The following is a 12,522-nucleotide window of genomic DNA, read 5'->3' as shown; positions in this document are numbered from 1 at the left end:
CGGCCGCATCGCGTCATTGAATTTTGCATCGGCACCAAAATTTAATTGATAGCAGCAACGCTACGATGAGGCCATGGCAGAGGGGCTCAGGGAGCGGAAGAAGCGGCAGACCAGGCAGCATCTGTCGGATGTGGCCACCGGGCTGTTCCTTCAGCGGGGATTCGACGCCGTCACCATCGCCGAGATCGCCGACGCGGCCGATGTCTCCGTCAACACCGTCTACAACTACTTCCCGGCCAAGGAGGACCTCTTCTTCGACCGCAGCAAGGGCATCGTCGATCGGCTGCCGCGCTGTGTCCGGGCCCGCGCCGAGGGCGAGTCCGCTGCCGCCGCCGTGCTGCGCGAGCTGCGCCGTGAGGTCGAGACCGGCTCCCCTGACCTCGGCCTGATCGACGGATACGCGGACTTCATGCGCGTGGTGATGGAGGCGCACACCCTCCGCTCCCGGCTCTGCGCCATCCAGCAGGAGGTTGTCCAGCGGCTGGAGGAGACCCTGCGCGCGGAGACCGGCGCGGCGGACGGCGACCCCCTGCCCACCCTTATGGCCGGTCAGCTCGCCTGGATCCAGTCCGCCCTCATGGGGTGGATCGGCGCGGAGATGGTCAAAGGCCGCAAGGCCGGCGATGTCTCACGCGGCGCGCTCGCGCTCCTCGACGACATGGCAGGCATGCTGGGCGAACAGGTGCTCAAGTACGCCGTCCGCGAGGGATGATGAGGGGGCCGGCGGGCGACTGCTGCGCCGTACCGGTGTGATGTCCGTCATCTGAGACGTGACGCGCATCTCTTCACCGCCACTTGGCGGCGTGCGACCGCTAACCTCCGGCAGAGCGTCGGTATGTATACGCACCGTCGCACGGTCGCATGACTGTGCGGCCGTGCCGCACAGGACAGCCGTTCACACACAGCCGAAGGGGTGCCGCAGTGGCCAGGAAGCTCGCCGTCATCGGAGCCGGACTCATGGGGTCCGGAATCGCGCAGGTCTCCGCCCAGGCGGGCTGGGAGGTCGTGCTGCGCGATGTCACCGACGGCGCGCTGGCGCGCGGCAAGGACGCCATCAAGACCTCGTACGACCGCTTCGTCGCCAAGGGCCGGCTCGAAGCCGCCGACGCCGAGGCCGCATTGGCCCGCATCACGACCACCACCGACCTGGACGCCGCCGCGGACGCGGATGTCGTCGTCGAGGCCGTGTTCGAGAAGCTTGAGGTCAAGCACGAGATCTTCCGTACGCTCGACAAGCTCGTACGGGACGAGACGGTCCTCGCCTCCAACACCTCCGCCATCCCGATCACCAAGATCGCGGCTGTCACGGAGCGCCCGGAGCGGGTCGTCGGCACGCACTTCTTCTCGCCTGTCCCGATGATGCAGCTCTGCGAGCTGGTGCGCGGTTACAAGACCAGCGACGAAACCCTCGCCGCCGCACGGGAGTTCGCCGAGTCCGTCGGCAAGACCTGCATCGTCGTCAACCGCGACGTCGCCGGCTTTGTCACCACCCGGCTTATCTCGGCGCTCGTCGTCGAGGCGGCCAAGCTGTACGAGTCGGGCGTCGCCTCGGCCGAGGACATCGACATCGCCTGCAAGCTCGGCTTCGGCCACGCCATGGGCCCGCTGGCCACCGCCGACCTGACCGGCGTCGACATCCTGCTCCACGCCACCTCGAACATCTACACCGAGACCCAGGACGAGAAGTTCGCGCCGCCGGAGCTGATGCGCCGCATGGTGGACGCGGGTGACATCGGCCGTAAGAGCGGGCAGGGCTTTTACACCCACTGACCGGCTGCCGACGACTCCGGATCACCCTCCGGGGTGAATTCGGTATCGGTTCGCTTACAGACGGCAACTTCCCCTCCTGCGGGGCCGTCAGTTGTTGCAAGTGTTGCAAGAAAGAACCACTCAGGAACCGCGCACAGAACCACGCAGACCAGCGGAGCACTCTCGGGGAGCGCATATGCACATCAGGGGCGACCACGCCGAGCTCGTCGTCGGGGGCCGCCTCGACGTCCGCAGCGCGGCGGACGCCCGTACGGTCCTGCACTCCGCAGTCGACGGCGGAGACGGCGACCTCGTGCTCGATCTGACCGCCCTCGACTCATGGGACGCCACCGGACTCGGCGTCATCATGGGCGCGCACCGGCGGGCCGGCCGCTGCGGCCGCCGGCTCGTCCTGCGCGGAGTGCCGCCGCAGATGCAGCGCCTGCTGGTGGCCACCCGGCTGCACCGCATCCTCGCCGTCGAAGGCGGCCTCGCAGCGGAAACGGTCCCTCGGGCCTGACAGGCGCGAGCCGGCGCGAGCCCGCCCGTGCCGGTGCGACCCGGTGCGAGCCCGTGCGACCCGGTGCAAGCCGGAGTGGGCCGGTGTGACCCGGTCCAAGCCGGGCCGGAACCTCCCGACGTGCGCAATCATCATGAGAATGTGACGTGACGGGCGAGGCGGCACCCCGCCTGTTCGGCAATACTGAGCGAACGTCTAGGGTTCCGGAACGCCTCACCGTCGAGAGAGTGCCAGAGCTCGACGGCGACGAAGCCGAGCAACCGCACCTGGGGGGCTAGGACCATGGACAACGACAGCTTCCGCGAGGACGCGGGCGGCGGCCTGCCGCGTGCCCCGCGCGACGCCGCCGCCCCCGACCTGGGACCGTCCGCCGCGGCGTCGCCCGCCAGGACCGTCCAGCTGGTGTCGGGTGACTTCCTCCTCACCGTCAACCCCGTCGACGGCAGCGAGATCGAGCCCTGCCCGCCCGGCGACCGGCCCGAGCCCCCCGAGCGCCACAGCGCCGCCCAACGCGCCGAACTGCGCCGCGCCGCCCGGCCGCCCGTGCCGCCCGGCCCCGCCGCACCCCAGCTCCCCCTGCTGGAGCGGGACGAGAAGCGCGGTCAGCTTCTGCGCCTGCTCGGCCGCGGCCGTTCCATACGCCTCACCGGCCCCGCCGGGTCCGGACGCACCACCCTCCTCGATGTCGTTGCCGAGGAGTGCGCAGACCTCGCCCCCGACGGAGTCGTACGGCTCAACGGCCTCGGCCGCACCCCCGCCCAGCTGCTGTACGACCTCTTCGCCGCGGTCTTCCGCGCCCCCCGGCACCGCCCGGAACGGGATGAACTGCTCACCCATGTCGCCGAGATCGGCGCGATCGTCGTCCTCGACGATCTGGAGTTCGGCGGCGCGACCCTGGACGATCTGCTCGACGCCGCGCCCGAGTGCGCCTTCCTCTTCGCCGCCGCCCCCGACGTCCCCGCGCCCTCCCTGGACTCGCACATCGAGGAGATGGTGCTCACCGGCCTGGGCCGCAGCTCCTCGCTGGAACTGCTGGAGCGCGCCGTGGACCGGCCGCTCACCGAGGACGAGACCAACTGGGCCGGCGACCTCTGGTTCGAGTCCGAAGGGCTGCCCCTGCGCTTCGTCCAGGCCGGTGCGCTGCTGCGGCAGTGCGACAGCCTGCGCGCCGACCCCGAGGCCATCGAAGACGCCAGCCCCTTCGAATGCGTCGGCGCCATCGAGGTGCCGCTGCCCACCCTCGGCGAAGGCGCGGCCCCGGCGGGGCTGCTGGCCTCCCGGATGAGCGCCTCCGCCCGCGAGGCCCTGCGCTTCGCCGTCGCCCTCGGCGGCGAGGTCCCGCACCAGGCGCATCTGCCGGCGCTCGTCGGCGACACCCACGCGGACGCGGCCCTCGGCGAGCTGATGAGCTGCGGGCTGCTCTCCGCCGTCGGCGGCCGCTACCGGCTTGCGCCCGGAGTGGCCGCCCAGCTCACGGAGAAGGGCTACGCCGACGACGCCACGGCCCACGCCCACACCGCCGCCCAGCACTACGCCTGGTGGGCGAGCCACCCCTCGGTCAGCCCCGAACGGGCCGCCGGGGAGGCGGACGCGATGCTCGCCGCCCTGACGGCGCTTCTCGCCAGCGAGGAGGCCGGGCACGCCAGCGCCGCGGTCCTGCTGGCCCGCAGCGCCGCCCCCGCCTTCGCCGCGGGCATGCAGTGGGGCGTCTGGGAGAAGATGCTCCGGGCGGGCTCCCAGGCGGCCCGAATAGCGGGCGAAGTGGCCGAAGATGCCTACTTCCACCATGAACTGGGCGTGTTGGCGCTGTGCAACGGCAATGTCGACCGGGCCCGCGCCGAGCTGGAAGCCTCCATCGGGATGCGCGGCGCCCTCGCTGACAAGAGCGGCACGGTCGCCGGACGCAGGGCGCTCGCCCTCGTCTCCGACCAGGCGCGCGGCGACTTGGGCGCCGTCCCCCCGCCGCCCACCGTGGGCGACGACACTCCTGCGACCCCGTACCCCTCGTACGACGCGTCGGAGGCGCCGACCGCCGGGCTTCCGGCGATCGTCTCGCAGACCTTCTCCACGTCCGACCGGAAGCCCGCGCCCGCGTCCCCGCCGCCGCCTGACCCTGCGCCTGCGTCTGCGCCCGCGCCTGCTCATGCGTCTGCTCCCGGTCCGGTGCACCCGGCGCTGCCGCCCGGTGCGGCAGCCTCCTGGGAGCCGCTGGACGACGAGCCCACGACCGTCATGACGAGCCGCGTCTCGCCCATGGGCGGCCTCAAGGCCCGGATGTCCGGCGCGTCCCGGATGTCGGTCCTCAGCGGGGCCCGGCGCAATCTGGTGGCGGTGGGCGCGGGCGCTCTGCTGGCCGCCGTCCTGGGCACCGTGGTGACGCTCGGCGCGACCTCGGACCAGGAGAATCCGCCCGGGGAGAAGGTCCGCCAGGGCCAGTCGGCCAACGAGGACGACACGGACACCGGCCTCGACGCGGACGAGCCGTTCGCCGACGCCCCCAGCCGCCCCGACGCCCCGAGCGGCCCGTCCTCCCCTTCGTCCTCGGACGGGACGACGGCGAGCCCCGGCGCCTCGTCCTCGGGCCCGGCGCCGCGCGGCGGCTCGACGCCGACGACGGGGCAGTCCCAGCCGGGACAGGACCCGACGACCCCCGGACAGCCGACGCGTACGCCTACCCAGTCGACGCCGGGGACCGGTACGTCGCCGACGCCGACGAAGTCCCCGACCTCGGAGTCCCCGACGACCGGCCCGTCACCGTCCACCAGCGGGTCCACCGGCTCCCCGTCGAGCACGCCCACGGGCGGGACCGACACGGGTGGCACCGGCAGCACCGGCGGCTCAGGTGAAACCGGCGGTACCGGCGGTACCGGCGGGGAGGCCGGCGGTGGCACAGGCGACAGCGGCGGCGATACGGAGACCACCGCCAGCGCCCCTCACACCAGCCCCGCCACCTCGACCTCGTCGGCCACGTCCGACTCCGCCGCCTCGCCTGCCGGGACACAGCCGGAGCCGAGTGGCGGCTCGCCCTCCGGTTCGGGTTCCGACAACCCGGTCATCTGACCCGGGGCAGGCGCTCGCCAGCCCCGCACTCACACGCACACGGCCCCGGACGGCGCTGCCGCCCGGGGCCGTACGCACACGCACGCCCGTCCGTGTTCAGAAGAGCCGCAGCTTGTCGTCCTCGATGCCGCGCAGGGCGTCATAGTCCAGCACCACACAGCCGATCCCGCGGTCCGTCGCCAGCACCCGCGCCTGCGGCTTGATCTCCTGGGCCGCGAAGACGCCCTTCACCGGAGCAAGGTGCGGATCGCGGTTGAGCAGCTCCAGATAGCGGGTGAGCTGCTCCACACCGTCGATCTCACCGCGCCGCTTGATCTCCACGGCGACCGTCCCGCCGTCCGCGTCCCGGCAGAGGATGTCCACCGGACCGATCGCGGTGGGGTATTCACGCCGGATCAGGCTGTAGCCCTCGCCCAGCGTCTCGATCCGGTCGGCGAGCAGCTCCTGAAGGTGGGCTTCCACGCCGTCCTTGATGAGGCCGGGGTCCACGCCCAGCTCATGCGAGGAGTCATGGAGAACGTCCTCCATGGTGATGATCAGTTTCTCGCCTGCCTTGTTGACCACCGTCCACACGCTGTCGTCGCCTTCCTTCAGCGTGCACGGCGGGGACATCCAGTTGAGCGGTTTGTACGCTCTGTCGTCCGCGTGGATGGACACGCTGCCGTCCGCCTTGACCAGGATCAGACGGGGGGCGGAGGGCAGATGGGCGGTGAGCCGGCCCGCGTAGTCCACGGAGCAACGGGCGATGACGAGACGCATGGTCCGCAACGCTACTCGACGGACGCGGTCGCGCGCGATTCGCCCTGGAAGCCCCGTTCGCCGGTGGCCGGTTGTACGCCCAATCTCCTGGTGCCCTCTGGACGGCGCACTTACCGTGGAGACGGGAGGTCGTCGGCTGTGCACTCTGCGTCGCAGTTCGTCGTCGGTTCGCCGCGCGCGCCGACGCCTCCTTCCCTGCCCGTAAGGCCCCCTCTCCGACCGGACGGGGCCGCGAGAGGAGAACTCATGTCGCTCGACGTCTCACCGGCGCTGTTGGATCAGGCCGAGCGAGGCGAGGTCGACGAAGCCGCCTTCGTCGACTGCGTCCGGACCTCCCTGCCCTACGCATGGGAGATGATCAGTTCTCTGGTGGCTCAGCTGAAGGTGGACGGCGGCGACTTCGCCGACAACCAGACGCCTCCGCCGGACGAGCAGGCACGAGGCCAGCTGCTGCGCGCGCTCGCGAGTGACGCCATTCGCGGCGCGCTGCAGAGGCATTTCGGAGTACGTCTGGCGTTCCAGAACTGTCACCGCGTCGCGGTGTTCCCCTTGGACCCCGCGGTGAACGAGCGGCTCGCCCGTTTCACCTCGGCGCGGGCCCAGCTGCTCAATCAGTCGCCGGAACTGCGCGACTGCTGAACTTCTGCTGCCGCTCCGCACCGCGGGAGGTGCGACTGGCAGCGGGGCGGCAGCGCTAGCCGAGCACCGGCAACGGGAGTGCCGGCCGAGCAACGGCAAAGGCAACGGCAATGGCAGCGTCAGCTGAGCAGCGGCAGCACCTCGGCGCCCAGCCGCCGGATGTTCTCCTCGGTGGCCGCGAGATCGCCGGAGCCCTCGGCGAGCAGGGCGAAGCGGGTGATGCCGGTGCGCTCCGAGGTGGCCGCGATGCGGTCCGCGGCGAGCCGGGGCGGGCCCACCGGATGCAGGGAGCACAGCAGCTCCGTATAAGACACCGGATCGCGCATCGCGCGGTGCCGGCCGTCGACGGTGACATGGGCGTCAAGTCCCTGTTTAAGCCAGCCCGGCATGGCTTTCACCAGGGTCTGCGCAGCCTCCTCCCGGCCGTCCTCGATCTGTACCACTCCAGCGGACACATGTGCGGCTCTATCCACTTCTTCCCGCGAACGGCCTGCGGCAAGCGCGTACTTGCGCCATAGTGCGACCATGTCCGCCTTTTCTTCGTCGCCGCAGTGCATCCCGAGCAGCATCGGGAGGCCGCGCACCGCGGCCCGCTCGACGCTCTTGGGGGAGGTGCAGGCGATGACCACCTCGGGCCCGGACGCGCCGCCGGGCCCGGCGGCGGCGTCGGGGGAGTGGGGGTCGGCGATCAGCTCGTCGGGCCGGGGCACGACGGCCACTTCGCGGAAGCTGAATCGTTCCCCCTCGTGTCCGACACGGGGTTCGCGCAGCCAGCGCAGCAGCAGATCGAGCGACTCGGGGAAGTCCTTCTCGTATGCCTCCAGGCCCGCGCCGAACACCTCCAGGTCCACCCAGGGGCCGCCGCGGCCCACGCCCAGGGTGAACCGCCCCCCGGAGGTGAGGTGCAGCAGCGCGGACTGCTCTCCGAGCGCCACTGGGTGGACGGTCGGCAGCACGCTGACCGCGGTGCCGACCCTGATGCGCCGGGTGCGGCCCAGCAGCAGCGCCGCGAGCGTCACGGCCGACGGGCATACTCCATACGGCACGAAGTGGTGCTCGGCCAGCCACACCGAGTCCAGCCCGGCTTCCTCGGCGACTTCGGCGCTCCGCACCGCTCGATGCAGCGCCTCCCCCTGCCCTTGGCCCGGAAACTGGGCCCCCAGTACGAACGTTCCCACGCGCATCGCCTTCTGCCTCCTTGCGGCCGACGCGTCACTCCCCCTGACCGCATTAACGTCTGACACGTGCCAAAGGCACGGCCAGCCGTGAAGTTTTTGCGATTTTCCGGTAACTCATGATGACGGTGGTCACCGTGGGGGGGCTTGCGGTACGCGTACCCCCGGATGCGGACCGTAGGCTGGAGGGGAACTGTCCGGACTTGCCCCGTGAGGTGTCACGTGTCCCCGCGCCGCAACCGCCCCCGTGGCGGCGAGAAATCCGACGAACGCCGCAGCGAAACGGCCGACAGGTACGGCGGGTTCGGGCGCAGCGAGTTCTGGCAGGGCGAGGAGTGGTCGGTCCGCCATGTCGCCGGGGCGAGCGCAGCGGGCAAGACGTACCGCTGCCCCGGCTGCGATCAGGAGATCCCCTCCGGCCTGCCGCATGTGGTGGCCTGGTCCGAGTACGGCGGCGTGGACGACCGCAGGCACTGGCACAAGGCGTGCTGGAACGCGAAGGACCGCCGCACCGCGAGGGTGCAGCGGTCCCGTAACGCGCCCCGGTACTGACCAGGCGACGCAGTCGGTCAGACGTCGCGCGTGCTGAGCGAGGCGAACGCGCCGGCCATCGCCACCGCCGTCACGCCCAGCACGATCCACAGCGGCTGCCAGCCGGTCGGCCCGGACGTCGTCACCGCGGAGTCGTAGAGCACGCCGATCTGGTTGGGGATCGAATACTCGAACAGCGCCTGCTGCACATCGCGGAGCGACTCGGAGAACATGAAGATCGCGACCACGAGGGGCAGCAGCAGCACCCCGATCATGATGGTGATCGCGCCCGCGGAGTGCCGGATCAGCGCGCCGACGGCCAGCGCCAGCAGCCCCAGGACGGCGACATAGAGGCCGACGCCCACGGTGGCGCGGAACCAGTCCTCGCCCGACGGCTCGCCGCCGACGATGCCGACCTGCAGCGCGCCGACGATCGCTGTCGTCACCGTGGTGAGGGTGAAGACGAGCAGGAAGAAGACGATCGCCTTGGCGGCGAGCACCCGGCCGCGGCTGGGGCAGGCGGTCAGCGTCGTACGGATCATCCCGGTGCCGAACTCCGAGGAGATCGTCAGCACGCCCAGCGTCATCACACAGATGCTGCCGAGCAGTACGCCGGAGAAGCCGAGAGAGAGTACCGACTGGCCTTGGAGGTCGGGGTCGGCGGCGGCCACGAGCGCCGCCGTGAGCAGCCCGAGGCCGACCATCAGCACAATCATCACGCCGAGCGTCCACATCGTGGAGCGCACCGAGCGGATCTTGGTCCACTCGGAGGCGAGGGCGTCGCCGAGGTGGGTGTTGCGCACCGGGATCGGCGAGGTGTAGGAGGCGACAGGTGCGCCCTGCTGCTGGTACGGGGTGGTCATCGGGCGTCCTCGGACGTGGTCGGGCCGGCGGGCGGAGCAGTGGGGGCAGCGGAGGGCGCGGGGGCCGGGCCGCCGGGAGTGGCGGCGGGCGGCGCGGGCGTACCCTGCGCAGCGGGGCCCTGACCCGGCTGGGGCGGCGGCGGGGCGTAGAAGCCCTGCTGAGGCACCTCGGGGATCTGCTGGTACGCGGGCGCCGGCCCCATGGCGCCCATCGGCGGCTGCTGCATCAGACCCGCCTTCTGGTCCTCGGTGGAGCGGTAGTCGACCGCGCCCTGCGTCATCCGCATATAAGCCTCCTCAAGCGAGGCCTGGTGCGGGGAGAGCTCCCACAGCCGTACATCGGCCTCGTGCGCGAGGTCGCTGATGCGCGGCAGCGGCAGCCCCATCACCCGCAGCGCGCCGTCCGGCTCCGGCATGACCTGGCCGCCGGCCTCCATGATCGCCGTGGACAGCTTCTCGCGCTGCTCCGGCTCGGTCTGCGGGGTGCGCACCCGGGCGAAGTCCGCGGAGTTGGCCGAGATGAAGTCCTTGACGCTCATGTCCGACAGAAGCTGGCCGCGGCCGATCACGATCAGATGGTCGGCGGTGAGCGCCATCTCGCTCATCAGATGGGAGGAGACGAAGACGGTGCGGCCCTCCGCGGCGAGCTGCTTCATCAGATTGCGGACCCAGAGGATGCCCTCGGGGTCCAGGCCGTTGACCGGCTCGTCGAAGAGCAGCACCTGCGGATCGCCCAGCAGCGCCGCCGCGATGCCCAGGCGCTGGCCCATGCCGAGCGAGAACCCCTTGGACCGCTTCTTGGCGACCTCCTGCAGGCCGACCACGCCGAGCACCTCGTCCACCCGGCGGGCCGGGATGCCGGAGAGCTGCGCCAGCGACAGCAGATGGTTGCGCGCGCTGCGCCCGCCGTGCACGGCCTTGGCGTCCAGCAGCGCGCCGACCTGGCGCGGTGCGTTCGGCAGCTGCTTGAACGGACGGCCGCCGATCGTCACATGCCCCCCGCTGGGCTGGTCAAGCCCGAGGATCATGCGCATCGTCGTCGACTTCCCGGCGCCGTTGGGTCCGAGGAACCCGGTCACCAGCCCCGGCCTCACCTGGAAGGAAAGGTTGTATACGGCCGTCTTCGCGCCATAGCGCTTGGTCAGGCCGACTGCCTCGATCATTCTCCAGCCCCATCGACTTTTCGGGTCGTCGGGGCACACGCCGCCATCCGGCCGTACGCCCCCGTAAGAGTTAGGAGGATAGCTGTGCCTTGACGGTTCCGGCCAAGCCTAAAGTGGCCGCAGATGTCGGGCGGGCGGCCGGAACGTCTCGCCCGGGCGGCTCAGGCGTCGCGCTTCTTCAGCACCAGATAGCCGCCGAGCAGCGCCGCCGCGACCCATGCGCACATGATCCCCAGCCCGCCCCAGGGCCCGTATGGCGCGACATCGCTGCCCAGGGCGTCCGGCACCACCTGCATGATCTTGGAGCCGGCCTGGTCGGGGAAGTACCGGGCGACCGTCTTCGCCTTGGGCACGGAGATCAGGATCTGGGAGACCAGGAAGAAGAACGGCACCAGGATGCCCAGCGAGAGGATCGAGGAGCGCAGCATCGTCGCCACGCCCATCGAGAACAGCGCGATCAGCCCCATATAGAGGCCGCCGCCGATGACCGCGCGCAGCACATTGTCCGCGCCGATCGTCGTACGGTGCTCGCCCAGCAGCGCCTGGCCGACGAAGAACGACAGAAAGCTGGTGGCCATGCCGACCGCCAGCGCCAGCACGGTGGCCACCGCCATCTTGCTGAAGATGAACGTCGCACGCTGCGGCACCGCGGCCAGCGAGGTGCGGATCATGCCCGAGCTGTACTCGGTGCCCACCACCAGCACACCGAAGACCACCATGGCGAGCTGGCCGAGGATCATCCCGGAGAAGCTGACGAACGTGGGGTCAAACGTGGCCCGCTCCAGCTCCGACAGCTCATCGAACGTGGCCTTCACCAGGGCGCTGATCCCGGCGCTCATCGCGACGGTGACCACCAGGGCGCTCACGAGCGTCCAGACCGTGGAGGAGACCGTACGGATCTTGGTCCACTCGGACTGCAGGACGGCGGGTACGGAGGCCATCGGTCACGCTCCCCCGCGGCTGCCGCGACGGCGCCGCTGCTCTTCGTAGCTCTGGCCCCACGGCACGGCCGGCTGTCCGGGCTGTCCCTGCTGCCCTGGCTGATCCGGGCCGCCCGGCTGGGAGGCCGGCGGCGCCTCGCCCGGGAAGCCGTGCTCGCCCGCGGCATGTGCGTGGTACTCCACCGAGGCGGCGGTCATCTGCATAAACGCTTCCTCCAGAGAGGCGCGCTGGGCGCTCAGCTCATGCAGGGTGATCTGGTGCCGGGCGGCCAGCTCGCCGATCTGCTCGGTGGTCGCACCGTCGATCTCCAGCACCCCGCTGCCCGCCTCGACCGCGGTCAGCCCTTCGGTGTGCAGCACATCCAGCACCCGTTCCCGCTGCGGTGAACGCATCCGGACATAGCTGCGCGAGTTCTCCTGGATGAAATCCGCCATCGAGGTGTCGGCCAGCAGCTTTCCCTGCCCGATCACAATCAAGTGGTCGGCGGTCAGGGCCATTTCACTCATCAGATGAGAGGAGACGAAGATCGTCCGTCCTTCGGCGGCGAGCTGCTTCATCAGATTGCGGATCCAGTGAATTCCCTCGGGATCCAGGCCGTTGACCGGCTCGTCGAACATCAGGATCTCGGGATCGCCGAGCAGCGCGGATGCGATGCCGAGCCGCTGGTTCATACCGAGAGAGAAGCCCTTTGACTTCTTCCGGGCCACGGCCGTGAGACCGACGATGTCCAGCACCTCGTCCACGCGGGACGCCGGGATGCGGTTCGACTGGGCGAGACACAGCAGATTGTGATACGCCCTGCGCCCGCCGTGCATCGCCTTCGACGCCTCCAGCAGCGCGCCGATGTACTTCAGCGGCTCTTCGAGGTCCCGGTAGTGCTTGCCGTCGATGCGGACTGTGCCACTGGTCGGATTGTCGAGGTCGAGCATCATGCGCATCGTCGTCGACTTGCCCGCGCCGTTCGGCCCGAGGAAGCCGGTCACCACGCCCGGCCGCACCGTGAAGGACAGATGGTCGACCGCCACCTTCGCGCCGAAGTGCTTGGTGAGACCCTCGAGCTCGATCATGCGGCCACGCTAAGGGGGAAGCCTGCCCTCCGCCACCGGGCGGCGTGACTTTTT

General features: G+C 70.6%; 12 protein-coding genes. 6 read left to right on the top strand and 6 right to left on the bottom strand.

Annotated features, from left to right (window positions below; genetic code table 11):
• The first annotated feature begins 73 nt into the window (after positions 1–73).
• The 4 genes from OF819_RS17535 (at position 74) to OF819_RS17520 (ending at position 5,329) form a co-directional block, all read left to right on the top strand.
• Entirely contained in the window at positions 74–712 is a 639-nt protein-coding gene (locus OF819_RS17535; protein ID WP_267244497.1) for a TetR/AcrR family transcriptional regulator, read from the top strand.
• A 209-nt stretch (positions 713–921) separates the two neighbouring features.
• Positions 922–1,770, top strand: a complete 849-nt coding sequence (locus tag OF819_RS17530; protein ID WP_267244496.1) for a 3-hydroxyacyl-CoA dehydrogenase family protein — start codon at positions 922–924, stop codon at positions 1,768–1,770.
• A gap of 175 nt (positions 1,771–1,945) precedes the next feature.
• Positions 1,946–2,269 (top strand): STAS domain-containing protein, encoded by a 324-nt coding sequence (locus tag OF819_RS17525; protein ID WP_267244495.1) that lies wholly within the window; start codon positions 1,946–1,948, stop codon positions 2,267–2,269.
• A gap of 282 nt (positions 2,270–2,551) precedes the next feature.
• Positions 2,552–5,329, top strand: a complete 2,778-nt coding sequence (locus OF819_RS17520) for an ATP-binding protein (protein ID WP_267244494.1) — start codon at positions 2,552–2,554, stop codon at positions 5,327–5,329.
• Between the two features lie 96 nt (positions 5,330–5,425).
• On the opposite strand, the gene nucS is transcribed toward OF819_RS17520, so the two are convergent.
• Positions 5,426–6,088 carry an endonuclease NucS gene (nucS, locus tag OF819_RS17515; protein WP_267244493.1) on the bottom strand — a complete coding sequence of 221 codons (663 nt, stop codon included), beginning with the start codon at positions 6,086–6,088 and terminating at the stop codon, positions 5,426–5,428.
• 246 nt (positions 6,089–6,334) lie between these two features.
• On the opposite strand from nucS, the gene OF819_RS17510 reads away from it, so the two are divergent.
• Positions 6,335–6,727 carry an SCO5389 family protein gene (locus tag OF819_RS17510; RefSeq protein ID WP_267244492.1) on the top strand — a complete coding sequence of 131 codons (393 nt, stop codon included), beginning with the start codon at positions 6,335–6,337 and terminating at the stop codon, positions 6,725–6,727.
• 119 nt (positions 6,728–6,846) lie between these two features.
• On the opposite strand, the gene OF819_RS17505 is transcribed toward OF819_RS17510, so the two are convergent.
• The gene (locus tag OF819_RS17505; protein ID WP_267244491.1) at positions 6,847–7,911 is read right to left on the bottom strand and encodes an LLM class flavin-dependent oxidoreductase; all 1,065 of its coding nucleotides are present in this window, start codon (positions 7,909–7,911) and stop codon (positions 6,847–6,849) included.
• Between the two features lie 213 nt (positions 7,912–8,124).
• Here OF819_RS17505 and OF819_RS17500 point away from each other — a divergent pair, with 213 nt between their 5' ends.
• Positions 8,125–8,454 (top strand): ATP/GTP-binding protein, encoded by a 330-nt coding sequence (locus tag OF819_RS17500; RefSeq protein ID WP_267244490.1) that lies wholly within the window; start codon positions 8,125–8,127, stop codon positions 8,452–8,454.
• 17 nt (positions 8,455–8,471) lie between these two features.
• On the opposite strand, the gene OF819_RS17495 is transcribed toward OF819_RS17500, so the two are convergent.
• From OF819_RS17495 to OF819_RS17480, 4 genes are all read right to left on the bottom strand, one after another.
• Complete coding sequence (locus OF819_RS17495; protein ID WP_267244489.1) at positions 8,472–9,296, bottom strand: ABC transporter permease; 825 nt, start codon at positions 9,294–9,296, stop codon at positions 8,472–8,474.
• A complete protein-coding gene (locus OF819_RS17490; protein ID WP_267244488.1) occupies positions 9,293–10,459 on the bottom strand; it encodes an ATP-binding cassette domain-containing protein in 1,167 nt (388 codons plus the stop codon). The genes OF819_RS17495 and OF819_RS17490 overlap by 4 nt, the downstream gene beginning before the upstream one ends.
• A 161-nt stretch (positions 10,460–10,620) precedes the next feature.
• Positions 10,621–11,400 carry an ABC transporter permease gene (locus OF819_RS17485; RefSeq protein WP_267244487.1) on the bottom strand — a complete coding sequence of 260 codons (780 nt, stop codon included), beginning with the start codon at positions 11,398–11,400 and terminating at the stop codon, positions 10,621–10,623.
• Between the two features lie 3 nt (positions 11,401–11,403).
• Positions 11,404–12,468 carry an ATP-binding cassette domain-containing protein gene (locus tag OF819_RS17480; protein WP_267244486.1) on the bottom strand — a complete coding sequence of 355 codons (1,065 nt, stop codon included), beginning with the start codon at positions 12,466–12,468 and terminating at the stop codon, positions 11,404–11,406.
• Positions 12,469–12,522 lie beyond the last annotated feature (54 nt).

The organism is Streptomyces sp. PR69 (assembly GCF_026420845.1).
GTDB lineage: Bacteria > Actinomycetota > Actinomycetes > Streptomycetales > Streptomycetaceae > Streptomyces.
This window is presented reverse-complemented; position numbering and strand designations above follow the sequence as displayed.